The 15943-nt window shown below is 59.8% G+C and carries 19 protein-coding genes; 17 read left to right on the forward strand and 2 right to left on the reverse strand.

All coding sequences use genetic code 11. The annotated features are described in order from the left end of the window. Positions 1–45 precede the first annotated feature (45 nt). Together F0P97_RS01625 and hemB are read right to left on the reverse strand one after the other, a co-directional pair. Positions 46–1221 carry a magnesium transporter CorA family protein gene (locus tag F0P97_RS01625; protein WP_182285379.1) on the reverse strand — a complete coding sequence of 392 codons (1176 nt, stop codon included), beginning with the start codon at positions 1219–1221 and terminating at the stop codon, positions 46–48. Between the two features lie 132 nt (positions 1222–1353). After that, the gene (hemB, locus tag F0P97_RS01630) at positions 1354–2364 is read right to left on the reverse strand and encodes a porphobilinogen synthase (RefSeq protein WP_003059450.1); all 1011 of its coding nucleotides are present in this window, start codon (positions 2362–2364) and stop codon (positions 1354–1356) included. 144 nt (positions 2365–2508) lie between these two features. Between hemB and F0P97_RS01635 the strand changes: the two genes are divergently transcribed. From F0P97_RS01635 to rpsC, 17 genes are all read left to right on the forward strand, one after another. Next, on the forward strand, positions 2509–2925 hold the full coding sequence (locus F0P97_RS01635; protein ID WP_182285380.1) for a CopD family protein: 417 nt from the start codon (positions 2509–2511) through the stop codon (positions 2923–2925). A gap of 57 nt (positions 2926–2982) precedes the next feature. Further along, positions 2983–4080: a VanZ family protein gene (locus tag F0P97_RS01640; RefSeq protein WP_182287072.1), complete on the forward strand. Its 1098-nt coding sequence runs from the start codon at positions 2983–2985 to the stop codon at positions 4078–4080. Positions 4081–4091: 11 nt separating this feature from the next. Beyond that, positions 4092–4448, forward strand: coding sequence for a (2Fe-2S) ferredoxin domain-containing protein (locus F0P97_RS01645; RefSeq protein WP_182285381.1), 357 nt, complete (start codon positions 4092–4094; stop codon positions 4446–4448). A 161-nt stretch (positions 4449–4609) separates the two neighbouring features. Next, a complete protein-coding gene (locus F0P97_RS01650; protein WP_182285382.1) occupies positions 4610–5248 on the forward strand; it encodes an alpha/beta hydrolase in 639 nt (212 codons plus the stop codon). A gap of 151 nt (positions 5249–5399) precedes the next feature. Further along, positions 5400–6572, forward strand: coding sequence for a D-alanyl-D-alanine carboxypeptidase family protein (locus tag F0P97_RS01655; protein WP_182285383.1), 1173 nt, complete (start codon positions 5400–5402; stop codon positions 6570–6572). Positions 6573–6810: 238 nt separating this feature from the next. Further along, positions 6811–7188, forward strand: a complete 378-nt coding sequence (rpsL, locus tag F0P97_RS01660; RefSeq protein ID WP_003059441.1) for a 30S ribosomal protein S12 — start codon at positions 6811–6813, stop codon at positions 7186–7188. 168 nt (positions 7189–7356) lie between these two features. Next, positions 7357–7830, forward strand: coding sequence for a 30S ribosomal protein S7 (rpsG, locus tag F0P97_RS01665; protein WP_003059438.1), 474 nt, complete (start codon positions 7357–7359; stop codon positions 7828–7830). A gap of 145 nt (positions 7831–7975) precedes the next feature. Then, on the forward strand, positions 7976–10084 hold the full coding sequence (fusA, locus tag F0P97_RS01670) for an elongation factor G (RefSeq protein WP_003064006.1): 2109 nt from the start codon (positions 7976–7978) through the stop codon (positions 10082–10084). Positions 10085–10264: 180 nt separating this feature from the next. After that, positions 10265–11455 carry an elongation factor Tu gene (gene tuf / locus F0P97_RS01675; RefSeq protein WP_012836789.1) on the forward strand — a complete coding sequence of 397 codons (1191 nt, stop codon included), beginning with the start codon at positions 10265–10267 and terminating at the stop codon, positions 11453–11455. A 25-nt stretch (positions 11456–11480) separates the two neighbouring features. After that, on the forward strand, positions 11481–11792 hold the full coding sequence (gene rpsJ / locus F0P97_RS01680) for a 30S ribosomal protein S10 (protein WP_003059431.1): 312 nt from the start codon (positions 11481–11483) through the stop codon (positions 11790–11792). 200 nt (positions 11793–11992) lie between these two features. Continuing rightward, positions 11993–12667 carry a 50S ribosomal protein L3 gene (gene rplC, locus F0P97_RS01685; protein ID WP_003059417.1) on the forward strand — a complete coding sequence of 225 codons (675 nt, stop codon included), beginning with the start codon at positions 11993–11995 and terminating at the stop codon, positions 12665–12667. Then, positions 12667–13290, forward strand: coding sequence for a 50S ribosomal protein L4 (gene rplD, locus F0P97_RS01690; protein WP_003065421.1), 624 nt, complete (start codon positions 12667–12669; stop codon positions 13288–13290). Before rplC ends, rplD begins: the two co-directional genes overlap by 1 nt. After that, complete coding sequence (gene rplW / locus F0P97_RS01695) at positions 13287–13601, forward strand: 50S ribosomal protein L23 (protein WP_003059415.1); 315 nt, start codon at positions 13287–13289, stop codon at positions 13599–13601. Before rplD ends, rplW begins: the two co-directional genes overlap by 4 nt. Positions 13602–13603: 2 nt before the next feature. Continuing rightward, positions 13604–14428 carry a 50S ribosomal protein L2 gene (rplB, locus tag F0P97_RS01700; protein ID WP_003059414.1) on the forward strand — a complete coding sequence of 275 codons (825 nt, stop codon included), beginning with the start codon at positions 13604–13606 and terminating at the stop codon, positions 14426–14428. A 10-nt stretch (positions 14429–14438) separates the two neighbouring features. Continuing rightward, the gene (gene rpsS, locus F0P97_RS01705; RefSeq protein ID WP_003059413.1) at positions 14439–14714 is read left to right on the forward strand and encodes a 30S ribosomal protein S19; all 276 of its coding nucleotides are present in this window, start codon (positions 14439–14441) and stop codon (positions 14712–14714) included. Between the two features lie 10 nt (positions 14715–14724). Continuing rightward, complete coding sequence (gene rplV, locus F0P97_RS01710) at positions 14725–15057, forward strand: 50S ribosomal protein L22 (protein WP_003059408.1); 333 nt, start codon at positions 14725–14727, stop codon at positions 15055–15057. A gap of 16 nt (positions 15058–15073) precedes the next feature. Beyond that, complete coding sequence (gene rpsC / locus F0P97_RS01715; RefSeq protein WP_003059406.1) at positions 15074–15943, forward strand: 30S ribosomal protein S3; 870 nt, start codon at positions 15074–15076, stop codon at positions 15941–15943.

Genomic DNA, 15943 nt, shown 5'->3' on the forward strand with positions numbered 1-15943 from the left:
GGATGTCGTCCCCCTTGGGGGAAGGCGCGGAAGCGCCTCAGGGGGTCATTCTTTTTCTTCGCTTTCCAGATAGCGCCGCCGCCAGAAATAGGCCACCAGCACCACGGTGATGATCACCATGGCCACCAGGGCCCAGATGAAGCCGTCCTTTTTGTGCACGAAGGGAATGAACTCGAAGTTCATGCCGAAGATGCCTGCAATCAGGTTCAGCGGCAGAAAGATGGCCGTCACCGTGGTCAGCGTGCGCATGATGTCGTTGGCGCGGTTGCTCTGCGCCGAAAAGTGCATCTGCACGGCGGTCTCGGCGCTTTGTTCCATGCGGTGAATGTGGTGGGTCACGCGCTCTATATGTTCGAGCACGTCGCGCGAGCGCACGCGCAGCAACTCGCGCTCATGCTGGCGCGCGGGTGTGTGCTCGGGCGGCCAGCCCTCCAGTGCCTCGGTCCAGTCCTGCACGGCCGCGCGCTGGTCTTCGCAGATTTCATCCAGCTGGTGCAGCGCCAGACGCACGTCGAGCACGCTGGCCCAGTTGCTGAAGCGCTTGTTGGGCTTGAGCAGCGCCATCTGCCAGTGGTCGATCTGGCGCGTCAGTGTGCGACGCAGGTCCAGGTAGCCGTCCACCATGCCATTGACCATGCGAAGCATCAGGTCGGCAGGCTCCACAGGCATCTTGGTGCTGACCTGGCGGCTGTCAGTCTTGGCGGGGCCGGAAATCAGGCGTTGCCAGAAGCTGTCCAGCACAAAGCAGCCATCGGGATGCACGGACAGCAGGATCTGGTCATACAGCGCAAAGCCCACGGGCTGGGTTTCCACGCGTTGCAGCACCGGCGTTTCTCGCTGGCCGCTGTGGGCCGGGTTGTGCGATGGAGGCGGGGCACTGGATGCAGCACTGCCGGTGCCTGCCGTCACGGCAGGCGAGGCTGGGGTGTGGTTGCCGTTGAGCGGCGGCAGATGGGCGTTGGCCAGGCGGCGGAACACCAGCACGTCGTACACCGAGGTGTAGTCGTAATTGGAAGGGATTGCCGGATTCAGCAGATCGGAGACATGCAGATCAACGAGGGCGGAGCCGCCCAGCCTGGTCAGCATGGTCTGAATGGCCGGCAGTTGCGTCTCCAGCTCCGAGCGTGTGCAGGAGACCCAGTAAAACCCCGTTGTCGCGGCCTGCGTTGGCAGTCCGTCAACAGGCTGGGCATAGAGGGGAGAGATATGCAGCACGCGCATGGGAATTGGCAGCCTCGATGTCAGTGCAAAAGCAGATGCAAAAACGGCCCGGGCCAGCAGCCCGAGCCGTCAGATCATGCCTGAAATGCTCTCAGGCGCAAGCATGACCTGCGCTGGTAGCTATCAATTTTGTTACAGGCCGCGCAGCTTCTTGGCGGCGTCGATGGCAAAGTAGGTCAGGATGCCGTCGGCGCCGGCGCGCTTGAAGGCCAGCAGGGCTTCCATCATCACGGCGTCATGATCGAGCCAGCCGTTGGCGGCCGCGGCCTTGAGCATGGCGTATTCACCGGACACCTGATAGGCGAAGGTCGGCACCTTGAACTCGTCCTTGACGCGGCGCACCACGTCCAGATACGGCATGCCGGGCTTGACCATGACCATGTCTGCGCCTTCGGCGATGTCCTGCGCCACTTCGCGCAGGGCTTCGTCGGTGTTGGCAGGGTCCATCTGGTAGACATTCTTGTCGGCCTTGCCCAGGGCGCCGCGTGTGCCCACGGCGTCGCGGAAGGGGCCGTAGAAGGCGCTGGCGTACTTGGCGCTATAGGCCATGATGCGGGTGTGAATATGGCCCTGAAGCTCCAGGGCCTCGCGGATGGCGCCGATGCGGCCGTCCATCATGTCGCTGGGGGCCACCATGTCCACACCGGCTTCGGCATGGGCCAGGGCCTGGCCGACGAGTACTTCCACGGTGTCATCGTTGATGATGTAGCCGCTCTCGTCGAGGATGCCGTCCTGGCCGTGGCTGGTGTAGGGGTCCAGAGCTACATCGGTCATCACGCCCAACTGGGGAAATTCCTTTTTCAGCGCGCGCACCACGCGCGGGATCAGGCCGTCGGGGTTCAGGGCTTCCTTGCCATCGGGGGTCTTGAGGCTGGATTCAATGGCGGGGAATAGCGCCAGGTAGGGAATCTCCAGCTTCACGCATTCCTCGGCCACGGGCAGCAGCAGGTCCAGGCTCAGGCGGTCCACGCCAGGCATGGAGGGCACGGCCTCGCGCTTGTTCTGGCCTTCATGCACGAACACGGGGTAGATGAAGTCGTGCGGTGTCAGCACGCTCTCGCGCACCAGATTGCGGGTGAAAGCATCGCGGCGCAGACGACGCGGACGATTCTGGGGAAAAGGAGTAGGGCTGGACAAATGCATGGGGAAAATTGTGCCCCATTCGTCATGGCTTGGCTTGCAGCTGCGTGACTATTCCATGACGACCGGCGCGACAAGGCCCGAGCTTCAGGGTAAAGACGCGGCGCGCAGCGGCTGTGGCGCAGCGCAGGCCTTTACACTGGCCCCATGCTATGGGTCAAAGCCTTTCACATCATTTTTGTCGCCAGCTGGTTTGCTGGTCTGTTCTACCTGCCGCGCATCTTTGTCAATATCGCCATGGTCACCCCGGGCTCTGTGGCTGAGCGCGAGCGCCTGCTGCTGATGGCGCGCAAGCTGCTGCGCTTCACCACCATGCTGGCCGTGCCCGCGCTGGGCCTGGGCCTGTGGCTGTGGCTGGGCTGGGGCTTCGCGGGTGGCTGGCTGCATGCCAAGCTGGTCGTGGTGCTGCTGGTCATCGGCTACCACCACAGCTGTGCCGTGCTGCTGCGCAAGCTGGCGGACAACACCTGTCATAAAAGCCATCGCTGGTTCCGCTTCTATAACGAAGTGCCGGTGCTGCTGTTGATCGCCGCCGTGATTCTGGTGGTGGTCAAGCCCTTCTGAATCTTGCGCTGAGAGTAGGAGGCGACTGTGTCCGATTCCGCGGTGCCGGTGATTTCCATGCGCCATACCTCGGCCTGGCCGCTGGCGCTGGTCTATGGCCTGCTCATCGTGTTTGCCAGCCTGTTCCCGTTCGACGGCTGGCGCGCCCAGGGGATTGATCCCAGCGTATTTCTGCTGGCCAGGATTCCGCCGCCGTACTGGACCTGGTTCGACGTCAATACCAATATCGTCGGCTATGCGCCGCTGGGCTTTTTTCTGGCGCTGGCCCTGATGCGTTCGGGCCAGCCCAGGCTGGCCGTGCCGCTGGCTTTTCTTGCCGGCACGCTGCTGTCGCTGTGCATGGAGTTTCTGCAGATCTATCTGCCGCGCCGCGTGCCGTCGAATCTGGATCTGGTGCTCAATGCAGGCGGTACCTTGATCGGTGCCCTGCTGGCTGCGCTGCTGGAGAGGCTGGGGGCTCTCTCGCGCTGGAGTGCATTTCGCAACCAGTGGCTGGGCGAGGGCGGTGCTGGCGTGCTGGTGCTGCTGGCGCTGTGGCCGTTTGCGCTGCTGTTTCCGGCGGCCGTGCCGTTTGGCCTGGGCCAGGTGCTGGAGCGCATCGACGATACCCTGCAGGACTGGTTGCTGAACACGCCGTTCGAGGACTGGTTGCCTCTGGGTGACTTCGCCATGACGCCGCTGTCGCTGGTGACGGAGATGCTATGCGTGATGCTGGGGCTGTGGATTCCCTGTCTGCTGGCCTACTGTGCCGTGCGCCATATGGGGCGCCGCGCGCTGGCCGGACTGCTGCTGGTGGCGGCAGGGGTAGGGGTGACGGCACTGTCGGCCGCGTTGAGCTGGGGTCCGGCCCATGCCTGGGAGTGGGTGGATCTGCCGGTGCGCCTGGGAGTCTGGGGCGGGCTGGGCCTGGCCGTGATTGCATTGCCTGCCTCGCGCCGCATGTGCGCCGTGCTATTGCTGCTGGTGCTGGTGCTGCATCTGAGCATCCTCAATCAGGCACCGACGAATGTGTATTTCGCCCAGACCCTGCAGGCCTGGGAGCAAGGCCGTTTCATCCGCTTCTACGGCCTGGGCCAATGGCTGGGCTGGCTCTGGCCTTACGTGACACTGGCGTATGTAGTGATTCGACTCTCGCGTCGCCAACAGCCTGCCTAGAATGAGCCACCATGAGCGACATCCAGAATCAAGGCCGGGCCGGTGGCTACTACCAGCGTCATATCTTCTTTTGCCTGAACGAGCGTCCCAACGGTGAGGACTGCTGTGCCCTGCATGGCGCCAAGGCAGGCTTTGACCACTGCAAGCGCAAAGTCAAGGAAGAGGGGCTGGCCGGCAAGGGGCAGGTGCGTGTGAACAAGGCCGGCTGCCTGGATCGCTGCGCCGGCGGCCCCGTGGCCGTGGTCTACCCCGAGGCCGTCTGGTACACCTTCATCGACGACAGCGATATCGATGAAATCGTCGAATCCCATCTCAAGAACGGCAAGGTGGTCGAGCGCCTTGTGCTGCCCGATAGCGTGGGCCGGTGATCTGGCTGCCCTGAGGTTTTTGGTCGCTCCGGCAGGCTTGCGGCAAGGCGGCTCTTGCCTGGTGCGACCTACTCAGGGCTTGCTGGTTCAGGAACTTTAAGCGTTTACAGGCGTCAGCCCAATTACAGCAAGCGCAAAAAGCTACAACTAGGATAGCAATCGTGAATTCCCAGACCGAACGACTGACGCTCACCGGCACCGCCGGTGCCATTGAGGCCCTGCGCGATGCACCGCAACTGGTCGAAGGCCAGAGCCCCAAGGGTGTGGCCATCATCGCCCATCCGCATCCGCTGTTTGGCGGCACCATGGACAACAAGGTGGTCCAGACACTGGCGCGTGCCTTTGTTCAGTGCGGCTATACGGCCGTGCGTTTCAATTTTCGTGGCGTGGGTGCCAGTGCCGGCGAGTATGACGCGGGCAAGGCCGAGCTGCAGGATTTGCTGGCCGTGGTGCAGCAGGTGGCTCCCGAAGGCCCGATTGCCCTGGCCGGTTTTTCCTTTGGCGCCTTTGTCACCAGCCATGCACTGGCCCAGCTCTGGGATCAAGGTCGAGTGCAGAAGGCCGTGCTGGTAGGCACCGCCGCCAGTCGCTTCGAAGTGGCGCCCGTGCCTGCCGAGGCCCATGACCAGACCCTGGTGATCCACGGAGAGGCGGACGACACCGTCGAGCTGTCCGCAGTGATGGACTGGGCACGCCCGCAGATACTGCCTGTTACCGTGATTCCCCAGGTCGGCCATTTCTTTCACGGACAATTGCCTCTGCTCAAGAGCCTGGTGGTGCGCCATCTGAAGTCCCTGTAAGAGCCATTTCCCACACCTTGACGCACGTGAATTGCTGCCCCGTCTTGGTTAACTCCCTTTTCATAGCGCCAGGCCGAGGTATATCCTTGGCCTTGGCCGTTTTCGACGGTAAATCACCGCGCTTACCTTTGCTTTAGCGAGAGTCCTCTTCATGAAGCCCATCTACTCCACACTGCGTGTTCTGGCCGTTGCTGCCGCAGTGGCGCCCGTGTTTGCCATGGCACAGGTGGCGGCCCCTGTTCCTCCCGAAATTGCTGCCCGCAACTATCTGCTGGTGGACGTCACTGCCGGCCAGGTGCTGGGTGCCAAGGACGTCGATGCTCCCGTCGAGCAGGCATCGCTGACCAAGCTGATGTCGGCCTATGTGGTGTTCGACGCCCTGCGCTCCAAGAAAATCACGCTGGAGCAGCGCATGCCAGTAAGCGAGCGCGCCTGGAAGATGCCCGGCTCGCGCATGTTCATCGACCCCAAGATGCAGGTGCCCGTCAATGACCTGCTCAGCGGCATGATCATCCAGTCCGGCAACGATGCCACCATGGCATTGGCCGAGGCTGTGGGCGGCACGGCCGAGAACTTCGTCAAGATGATGAATGACCAGGCCAAGGCCCTGGGCATGAAGAACACCAGCTACAAGAACCCCGAGGGACTGACCGAGCCCGGCCACCTGACGACGGCGCGTGATCTGTCCATCCTGGCGCAGCGATTGATGCATGACTTCCCCGAGTACATGCACTACTACGCCACCAAGCAATACAGCTACCCCGGCACGCCGGCCTCCAACGGCAGCAACCGCAATGCCTTGCTGTTCCGCGATCCCACCGTGGACGGCCTGAAGACCGGTCACACCAATGCCGCCGGCTATTGCCTGGTGGCCACTGCCAAGCGCGACCTGCCCAATGTGGGCCAGCGCCGCCTGCTGTCCATCGTGCTGGGAACGGCCAGCGAAAAGGCGCGTGCCAACGAAAGCCAGAAGCTGTTGAACTGGGGTTACACCGCATTCGATGCCGTCAAGCTGTTCGATGCCGATCAGCCCGTGGCCACTCCCGCCGTCTGGAAGGGCGCTGCCAATGCCGTCAAGATCGGCAAGGCCGACGGCGCCGTGGTGGTGACCGTGCCCTCGGGTACCGGCGGCAAGCTGACCACCGAGGTGGTGCGCCAGGATCCGCTGATTGCACCTATTGCCAAGGGGCAGTCCATGGGTGTGCTCAAGGTCAAGTCGGGTGCGGATGTGGTGGCCGAGGTGCCGCTGGTAGCGCTTGAGGCCGTCGAGCAGGCGGGCTTCTTCGGCCGTCTGTGGGACACCATCCGCCTCTGGATCAAGTAAGTTCCCGGGCCGGCAGGAGGCTGCTCCTGCCGGTGAGAGCACTTTGATGTGCCATGCAAAGCATCTTGCTGCCTGCGGGGCTATTGTCGGCGGGGAGTTGTGCTGATTTGCACAAGCTGGTACATTCGAGGGCTTTTCGGAATTTCCGAAGGGATTCACGTTTCCGCATCGGCATCTGTTGCTGCGGATAAACCTTTTGCTTTCACGAAGCAAATTCACGTTTAGGGACGTTTAATTAATGCCAACCATTAACCAACTCGTGCGTCAGGGCCGCACGGTCGAAGTTGTTAAATCCAAGAGCCCTGCTATGGAAAACTGCCCCCAGCGCCGTGGCGTGTGCACCCGTGTGTACACCACCACTCCCAAGAAGCCTAACTCGGCTCTGCGTAAGGTGGCCAAGGTTCGTCTGACCAACGGTTTCGAAGTGATTTCGTACATCGGCGGTGAAGGCCACAACCTGCAAGAGCACAGCGTTGTGCTGGTGCGCGGTGGTCGTGTGAAGGACTTGCCCGGTGTGCGTTACCACATCGTGCGCGGTTCCCTGGACCTGCAAGGCGTCAAGGACCGTAAGCAAGCTCGCTCCAAGTACGGTGCCAAGAAGCCTAAGGCTAAGTAATCAGCCCTGGTTTTTTGAAAACAAACGGTGTTTGATTCGCCTGACTGGCGCGGTCAAACGTAGTGGCCCTGAGCACGAATGTTTTGTGCGGGTCGAGTAAGTGAGAGTTTTGAATAGCTCTCGCGGTATCTGAAAAGATGCCAACTGAAGCAAAGATAGAGGTAAAAAATGCCACGTCGTCGCGAAGTCCCCAAACGTGAAATCCTGCCGGATCCCAAGTTCGGCAATGTAGAGCTGTCCAAATTCATGAACGTGATCATGGAAGGCGGCAAGAAGGCGGTTGCTGAGCGCATCATTTACGGCGCTCTGGACCTGATCGAGAAGAAGCACCCCGGCAAAGACCCTCTGGAAGCTTTCGTTGTTGCCATCAACAACGTCAAGCCCATGGTCGAAGTGAAGTCCCGCCGTGTTGGCGGTGCCAACTACCAGGTGCCCGTGGAAGTGCGTCCCGTCCGTCGTCTGGCTCTGGCCATGCGCTGGATCAAGGAAGCCTCCCGCAAGCGTGGCGAGAAGTCCATGGCTCAACGCCTGGCCAACGAGCTGCTGGAAGCTACGGAAGGCCGTGGCGGCGCCATGAAGCGTCGTGACGAAGTGCACCGTATGGCCGAAGCCAACAAGGCCTTCAGCCACTTCCGCTTCTAATCGGAATCTCGCTCGAGATACAGGGCCGCATGCAAAAACTTGCTGCGGCCTTGTGTCGATTCTGAGCGCCCCCATATAGAGCTGCTGCCTCCTGCGCACAATGCGGGGCCGGCAGTACTCCCATACGATCAAGCAAGGATCCATCATGGCTCGCAAGACCCCCATTGAGCGCTATCGCAACATCGGTATTTCCGCTCACATTGACGCAGGTAAGACAACCACTACAGAACGTATCCTGTTCTATACCGGTGTGACCCACAAGCTGGGCGAAGTGCACGACGGCGCTGCCACCACCGACTGGATGGAGCAAGAGCAAGAGCGTGGTATCACCATCACTTCCGCTGCAGTGACCTGCTTCTGGAAGGGTATGGATCTGTCCTACCCCGAGCACCGCTTCAACATCATCGACACCCCCGGCCACGTGGACTTCACGATTGAAGTGGAACGTTCCATGCGCGTGCTGGACGGTGCTTGCATGGTGTATTGCGCCGTGGGCGGCGTGCAGCCCCAGTCCGAAACCGTGTGGCGTCAGGCCAACAAGTACAAGGTGCCTCGCCTGGCCTTCGTGAACAAGATGGACCGTACCGGTGCCAACTTCTTCAAGGTCTATGAAGGCATGAAGACTCGCCTGAACGCGAACCCTGTGCCCGTGGTGATCCCAATCGGCGCTGAAGAAAACTTCCAGGGCGTGGTCGATCTGGTCAAGATGAAGGCCATCATCTGGGACGAAGCTTCCCAGGGCATGAAGTTCGAATACCAGGATATCCCCGCCGAGCTGGTGGAGACCGCCAACAAGTGGCGTGAAAACCTGGTGGAAGCCGCTGCCGAAGCTTCGGAAGAGCTGATGAACAAGTACCTGGAAGAAGGTACTCTGACTGAAGAAGAAGTGAAGCTCGGCGTGCGTACTCGTACCCTGGCCACCGAAATTCAGCCCATGCTGTGCGGCACCGCGTTCAAGAACAAGGGTGTGCAGCGCATGCTGGACGCCGTGATCGACTATCTGCCCGCTCCTGTGGACATTCCTGACGTTACCGGTACCGACCCCGATGACGAAGAGAAGAAGCTGAGCCGCAAGGCTGACGATGCTGAGAAGTTCTCGGCTCTGGCCTTCAAGCTGATGACCGACCCCTTCGTGGGCCAGCTGACTTTCGTGCGCGTGTACTCTGGCGTTCTGTCCAAGGGTGAGACCGTTCTGAATGCCGTCAAGGGCAAGAAGGAACGTATCGGCCGTATCGTGCAGATGATGGCCAACGACCGCGTGGAAGTGGAAGAAATCCGTGCTGGCGACATCGCTGCCTGCGTGGGCCTGAAGGACGTGACCACCGGTGAAACCCTGTGCGACATCGCAGCGCCTATCGTGCTGGAGCGCATGGTGTTCCCCGAGCCCGTGATTGCACAGGCTGTGGAGCCCAAGTCCAAGACCGACCAGGAAAAGATGGGTATCGCTCTGTCGCGTCTGGCTGCAGAAGATCCTTCCTTCCGCGTGCGTACCGACGAAGAATCCGGTCAGACCATCATCGCCGGTATGGGCGAACTGCACCTGGAAATCATCGTTGACCGCATGAAGCGCGAATTCAACGTGGAAGCCAACGTGGGCAAGCCCCAGGTTGCCTACCGCGAAACCATTCGCAGCACGGTCAAGGACGTGGACGGCAAGTTCGTTCGCCAGTCCGGCGGTAAGGGCCAGTACGGCCACGTGGTTCTGACTCTGGAACCCCAGGAAGCCGGCAAGGGCTTCGAGTTCGTCGACGAAATCAAGGGTGGTGTGGTTCCTCGCGAATACATCCCTGCGGTGGAGAAGGGCGTGATCGAAGCTCTGACTTCCGGCGTGCTGGCTGGCTACCCTGTGGTGGACGTCAAGGTTCGTCTGACCTTCGGTTCGTACCACGATGTGGACTCGAACGAAATGGCGTTCAAGATGGCCGCTATCTTCGGTTTCAAGGAAGCTGCCCGCAAGGCCAACCCCGTCATCCTGGAACCCATGATGGCTGTGGAAGTGGAAACGCCCGAAGACTACGCCGGTACCGTGATGGGCGATCTGTCCTCGCGTCGCGGCATGGTTCAGGGCATGGACGACATGGTTGGTGGCGGCAAGGCCATCAAGGCTGAAGTGCCTCTGTCCGAAATGTTCGGCTACGCCACTTCGCTGCGTTCCATGACTCAAGGTCGTGCCAGCTACACCATGGAATTCAAGCACTACGCTGAAGCTCCTCGTAACGTGGCTGAAGCCATCGTTGCTGCCCGCGCCAAGTAATTGACGCAGGTTTGACGAATCCGTCATAATCTACGGCTTCCAATCGCGGCAGTCCTTTGAGGATTGCCGCGATTTTTGCCGGTCTGCGATCCCATGCCGTCCTGTTTCCTGTGCGGGGCGAGTCAGCAATGAGGTGCAGACCTTAAACATCACACAGGTTTTTGCTCTTTCGGAGAAATCATGGCAAAAGAAAAGTTTGAACGTACCAAGCCCCACGTGAACGTGGGCACCATCGGTCACGTTGACCACGGCAAGACCACCCTGACTGCTGCTATCGCTACCGTGCTGTCCAAGCACTTCGGCGGTGAAGCCAAGGACTACTCGCAGATCGACAACGCCCCCGAAGAAAAGGCTCGTGGTATCACGATCAACACTTCGCACGTTGAGTACGAAACTGCCAACCGCCACTACGCTCACGTGGACTGCCCCGGCCACGCTGACTATGTGAAGAACATGATCACTGGTGCCGCTCAGATGGACGGCGCTATCCTGGTTTGCTCCGCTGCTGACGGCCCCATGCCCCAGACTCGCGAGCACATCCTGCTGTCGCGTCAGGTGGGCGTGCCCTACATCATCGTGTTCCTGAACAAGGCCGACATGGTGGACGACGAAGAACTGCTGGAACTGGTCGAAATGGAAGTGCGCGAGCTGCTGTCCAAGTACGACTTCCCCGGTGACGACACCCCCATCATCCGCGGCTCCGCCAAGCTGGCCCTGGAAGGTGATCAGTCCGACAAGGGCGAGCCTGCCATCCTGAAGCTGGCCGAAGCTCTGGACACCTACATCCCCACTCCCGAGCGTGCTGTTGACGGCGCCTTCGTGATGCCCGTGGAAGACGTGTTCTCCATCTCCGGTCGTGGTACCGTGGTGACTGGCCGTATCGAGCGCGGTATCGTCAAGGTCGGCGAAGAAATCGAAATCGTCGGTATCAAGGACACCGTCAAGACCACCGTCACCGGCGTGGAAATGTTCCGCAAGCTGCTGGACCAAGGTCAGGCTGGCGACAACGTGGGCCTGCTGCTGCGCGGCACCAAGCGTGAAGACGTGGAACGCGGCCAAGTGCTGTGCAAGCCCGGCTCCATCAAGCCCCACACCAACTTCACTGCTGAAGTTTACGTGCTGTCGAAGGACGAAGGCGGTCGCCACACTCCTTTCTTCAACAACTACCGTCCCCAGTTCTACTTCCGTACAACTGACGTGACCGGCTCCATCGAACTGCCCGAAGGCAAGGAAATGGTGATGCCTGGCGATAACGTGTCGATCACTGTGAAGCTGATCTCCCCCATCGCCATGGAAGAAGGTCTGCGCTTCGCTATCCGCGAAGGTGGTCGTACTGTGGGCGCCGGTGTGGTTGCCACGATCATTGCCTAATTCTTAGAAAAGCTAGGAATTAACAATGTCTAAGCAAAAAATCCGCATCCGTCTGAAGGCTTTCGATTACAAGCTGATCGATCAGTCTGCAGCCGAAATCGTTGATACCGCCAAGCGTACCGGCGCCATCGTCAAGGGTCCCGTGCCCCTGCCGACACGCATGAAGCGCTTCGACATCCTGCGTTCGCCTCACGTCAACAAGACCAGCCGTGACCAGTTCGAAATCCGTACGCACCAGCGTCTGATGGACATCGTGGATCCGACTGACAAGACTGTTGACGCTCTGATGAAGCTGGACCTGCCCGCAGGTGTGGACGTCGAGATCAAACTGCAATAAGAGTTTTGGAAGCCTCGCAAGAGGCTTTTGAGGGTCTTTGTTTAACGCGAACTTGCTTGAAAAAGCAGTTCGCGTTAAAATTTGGAGCTTCGCCTTTGATGCGGAGTTTTATTAACCTTCTTTTGTGTGCTAGGCATGATTGCCGAGGCGCAACGCTGGGCCAATTGCAGTTTCAGCGGCAAAAGTTTTGGAGCAAACAAATGAGTCTGAGCAACTCCCTGGGGTTGCTGGGTCGCAAGGTGGGCATGATGCGTCTGTTCACTGATGATGGGGACGCAGTGCCTGTCACAGTGGTGGATGTTTCTAACAACCGCGTGACTCAGGTCAAAACCCAAGAGAACGATGGCTATGTGGCCCTGCAGGTCACTTTCGGTGCACGCAAGGCTTCTCGCGTGACCAAGCCTCAAGCCGGCCACCTCGCCAAGGCGGGTGTCGAAGCCGGTGAAGTGACCCGTGAATTCCGTGTGACTGATGAAACCGCTGGCAAGTATGCCGCTGGTGCCGTTCTGCCTGTGGCAGAACTGTTCAGCGTTGGCCAGAAGGTGGACGTGCAAGGCACTTCCATCGGTAAGGGCTACGCCGGCACGATCAAGCGCCACAACTTCAGTTCGCAGCGCGCTTCGCACGGTAACAGCCGTTCGCACAATGTCCCCGGTTCTATCGGTATGGCACAAGACCCCGGTCGCGTGTTCCCCGGTAAGCGTATGACCGGCCACATGGGCGACGAAACCGTCACTACTCAAAACCTCGACGTGGTTCGTATCGACGAAGCACGCCAACTGCTGTTGATCAAGGGTGCCATTCCTGGTGCCAAGGGTGGCTTCGTTTCCGTGCGCCCCGCGATCAAGGCTAAAGCTTCCAAAGGAGCGAACTAATGCAGCTCGAACTCCTGAATGAACAAGGCCAGGCCGCTTCCAAGGTGGAAGCTCCCGAGACTGTGTTCGGTCGTGAATTCAACGAAGATCTGGTCCACCAGCTGGTGACTGCCTACCGTGCCAACGCACGTCAAGGCACTCGCGCCCAGAAGGACCGTGAACAAGTGCGTCACACCACTGCCAAGCCTTTCAAGCAAAAGGGTACAGGCCGTGCACGTGCTGGTATGTCCTCCTCGCCTCTGTGGCGTGGCGGCGGTCGCATCTTCCCCAATCTGCCCGAAGAAAACTTCTCGCAGAAGATCAACAAGAAGATGTACCGCGCCGGTATGGCTTCCATCCTGTCTCAGCTGGCCCGCGAAGGCCGTCTGGCAGTTGTGGAATCCCTGACGCTGGATACCCCCAAGACCAAGGTGCTGGCAGACAAGTTCAAGGCTATGAACCTGTCTTCGTCGGTGATGGTGATCGCTGAAGAAATCGACGAGAACCTGTACCTGGCATCCCGCAATCTGAAGAACGTGTTCGTGGTTGAGCCGCGCTATGCAGACCCCGTGTCGCTGGTGCACTACAAGAAAGTGCTCGTCACCAAGGGTGCGATCGACAAACTCAAGGAGATGTTCGCATGAGCACTACCAAGTTTGACGAAGGTCGTCTGATGCAAGTGCTGGTCGCTCCCATCGTGTCCGAAAAGGCCACTCTGGTTGCTGAAAAGTCCAATGCTGTGACATTCAAGGTGCTGCAGAACGCTACCAAGCCCGAAATCAAGGCCGCTGTGGAATTGATGTTCAAGGTTGAAGTGGCTGGCGTGTCTGTGGTGAACACCAAGGGCAAGACCAAGCGCTTTGGCAAGACCGTTGGCCGTCGCGACAATGTGCGCAAGGCTTACGTGATGCTCAAGCCCGGTCAAGAGCTGAACCTGTCCGGGGAGGCTGCGTAATCATGGCTGTTATCAAGCTCAAACCTACGACCCCCGGCCAACGCGGCGCGGTGAAGGTTACTCGCGACCACCTGCACAAGGGTGAGGGCTTTGCCCCCCTGCTGGAAGCTCAATTCCAGAAGGCCGGTCGTAATAACAACGGTCACATCACAACTCGCCACAAGGGCGGTGGTCACAAGCACCACTACCGTGTGGTGGACTTCAAGCGCAACAAGGACGGTATCCCCGCCAAGGTTGAGCGCATTGAATACGATCCCAACCGTACTGCCCACATCGCTCTGGTGTGCTATGCAGACGGCGAGCGTCGCTACGTCATTGCTCCTCGCAACCTGGAAGTCGGCGCTACCATCATCAGTGGCTCCGAAGCTCCTATCCGCGTGGGCAACACCCTGCCTATCCGCAACATCCCCGTGGGCTCGACCATCCACTGCATCGAACTGAAGATCGGTGCCGGTGCTCAGATCGCTCGCTCGGCTGGTACCTCCGCCACTCTGCTGGCTCGCGAAGGCATCTACGCTCAAGTGCGTATGCGTTCGGGCGAAGTCCGCAAGGTGCACATCGAGTGCCGCGCCACCATCGGTGAAGTTGCCAACGAAGAACACAGCCTGCGCCGTCTGGGCAAGGCCGGTGTGAAGCGTTGGATGGGTATTCGTCCTACCGTCCGCGGTACGGTCATGAACCCTGTCGACCACCCGCACGGTGGTGGTGAAGGTAAGACCGGTGAAGGCCGTCACCCAGTTGACCCATGGGGCAATCTGACGAAGGGCTACCGCACCCGTAACAACAAGCGCACACAGACAATGATCGTGTCGCGCCGTAAGAAGTAAGGGGTAGCAAATGACTCGTTCTCTTAAAAAGGGTCCGTTTGTTGACCATCACTTGCTGGCCAAGGTCGAAAAGGCCATCGCCACCAAGGACAAGAAGCCAGTGAAGACCTGGTCGCGTCGCTCCATGGTCCTGCCCGAGTTCATCGGTCTGACCATTGCCGTGCACAACGGCAAGCAACACGTGCCGGTTTATGTGACTGACCAGATGGTCGGCCACAAGCTGGGTGAATTCGCGCTGACTCGTACCTTCAAGGGTCACCCTGCGGACAAGAAAGCCAAGAAGTAAGGAATAGAACATGTCTGAAACACGTGCTGTTCTCCGTGGCGTCCGCCTGTCTGTTGACAAGGGTCGCCTGGTCGCGGATCTGATCCGCGGCAAGAAGGTGGATCAAGCTCTGAACATTCTCCAGTTCACGCAGAAAAAAGCTGCCGTGATCGTGAAGAAGGTTCTGGAATCCGCTATCGCCAACGCTGAGCACAACGACGGCGCCGATATCGACGAACTGAAGGTCAAGACCATCTACGTCGAGCAAGGCACTACGCTCAAGCGTTTCACTGCTCGCGCCAAGGGCCGCGGCAACCGCATCAGCAAGCCTACCTGCCACATCTACGTGACAGTGGGTAACTGAGGCCTTAAGGAAGAATATGGGACAGAAAATCCATCCTACCGGCTTCCGTCTGGCGGTGAGCCGCAACTGGGCAAGCCGCTGGTACGCTAGCAACCGTGACTTCGCCGGCATGCTGGCCGAAGACATCAAGGTGCGCGAGTACCTGAAGGCCAAGCTGAAGAACGCTGCCGTGGCTCGCGTTCTGATCGAGCGTCCTGCCAAGAACGCCCGTATCACCATTTTCTCGGCTCGTCCGGGCGTGGTGATCGGCAAGAAGGGTGAAGACATCGAGGCCCTGAAGAAGGAACTCGCTGCTCGCCTGGGCGTGCCCGTGGCTGTGAACATCGAAGAAGTGCGCAAGCCCGAAATCGATGCCAAGCTGATCGCTGACTCCATCTGCCAACAGCTGGAAAAGCGCATCATGTTCCGCCGCGCCATGAAGCGTGCCATGCAGAACGCCATGCGTCTGGGTGCTCAAGGCATCAAGATCATGTCTTCCGGTCGTCTGAACGGTATCGAAATCGCTCGTACCGAGTGGTACCGCGAAGGCCGCGTGCCTCTGCACACTCTGCGTGCCGACATCGACTACGGCTTCTCCGAAGCCAAGACGACTTACGGCATCATCGGCGTGAAGGTCTGGGTCTACAAGGGTGACACCCTGGGCCGTAACGATCTGCCCGCCGTGGAAACGCCCCGTCCTGAAGACGAGCGTCGTCCCCGTGGTCCCCGTCGTGACGGTCGCCGTGATGGCCGTGATGGCGCTGGCCGTGGTGGCCGTCGTCCCGCAGGCACCAATGCCGCTCCTGCCGATGGCAGCGACAAGCCTGCTGGCGCTGGTGCTGATTCCGTTAAGCGCGTTCGTAAGGCCGACGCGCCCGCTACAGCAGCGGACGGTAAAGGAGAATAA

Source organism: Comamonas testosteroni (genome assembly GCF_014076415.1).
GTDB lineage: Bacteria > Pseudomonadota > Gammaproteobacteria > Burkholderiales > Burkholderiaceae_C > Comamonas > Comamonas testosteroni_F.

What these genes read in the sequence shown, in the direction of transcription:
- rplB (WP_003059414.1), top strand. Translation starts at nt 13,604, where the DNA reads ATGGCTGTTATCAAGCTCAAACCTACGACCCCCGGCCAACGCGGCGCG.
- rpsC (WP_003059406.1), top strand. Translation starts at nt 15,074, where the DNA reads ATGGGACAGAAAATCCATCCTACCGGCTTCCGTCTGGCGGTGAGCCGC.
- rplC (WP_003059417.1), top strand. Translation starts at nt 11,993, where the DNA reads ATGAGTCTGAGCAACTCCCTGGGGTTGCTGGGTCGCAAGGTGGGCATG.
- rplW (WP_003059415.1), top strand. Translation starts at nt 13,287, where the DNA reads ATGAGCACTACCAAGTTTGACGAAGGTCGTCTGATGCAAGTGCTGGTC.
- rplD (WP_003065421.1), top strand. Translation starts at nt 12,667, where the DNA reads ATGCAGCTCGAACTCCTGAATGAACAAGGCCAGGCCGCTTCCAAGGTG.
- hemB (WP_003059450.1), bottom strand. Translation starts at nt 2,364, where the DNA reads ATGCATTTGTCCAGCCCTACTCCTTTTCCCCAGAATCGTCCGCGTCGT.
- rpsS (WP_003059413.1), top strand. Translation starts at nt 14,439, where the DNA reads ATGACTCGTTCTCTTAAAAAGGGTCCGTTTGTTGACCATCACTTGCTG.
- tuf (WP_012836789.1), top strand. Translation starts at nt 10,265, where the DNA reads ATGGCAAAAGAAAAGTTTGAACGTACCAAGCCCCACGTGAACGTGGGC.
- rplV (WP_003059408.1), top strand. Translation starts at nt 14,725, where the DNA reads ATGTCTGAAACACGTGCTGTTCTCCGTGGCGTCCGCCTGTCTGTTGAC.
- rpsL (WP_003059441.1), top strand. Translation starts at nt 6,811, where the DNA reads ATGCCAACCATTAACCAACTCGTGCGTCAGGGCCGCACGGTCGAAGTT.
- F0P97_RS01635 (WP_182285380.1), top strand. Translation starts at nt 2,509, where the DNA reads ATGCTATGGGTCAAAGCCTTTCACATCATTTTTGTCGCCAGCTGGTTT.
- F0P97_RS01655 (WP_182285383.1), top strand. Translation starts at nt 5,400, where the DNA reads ATGAAGCCCATCTACTCCACACTGCGTGTTCTGGCCGTTGCTGCCGCA.
- rpsJ (WP_003059431.1), top strand. Translation starts at nt 11,481, where the DNA reads ATGTCTAAGCAAAAAATCCGCATCCGTCTGAAGGCTTTCGATTACAAG.
- fusA (WP_003064006.1), top strand. Translation starts at nt 7,976, where the DNA reads ATGGCTCGCAAGACCCCCATTGAGCGCTATCGCAACATCGGTATTTCC.
- F0P97_RS01640 (WP_182287072.1), top strand. Translation starts at nt 2,983, where the DNA reads ATGCGCCATACCTCGGCCTGGCCGCTGGCGCTGGTCTATGGCCTGCTC.
- F0P97_RS01645 (WP_182285381.1), top strand. Translation starts at nt 4,092, where the DNA reads ATGAGCGACATCCAGAATCAAGGCCGGGCCGGTGGCTACTACCAGCGT.
- F0P97_RS01625 (WP_182285379.1), bottom strand. Translation starts at nt 1,221, where the DNA reads ATGCGCGTGCTGCATATCTCTCCCCTCTATGCCCAGCCTGTTGACGGA.
- rpsG (WP_003059438.1), top strand. Translation starts at nt 7,357, where the DNA reads ATGCCACGTCGTCGCGAAGTCCCCAAACGTGAAATCCTGCCGGATCCC.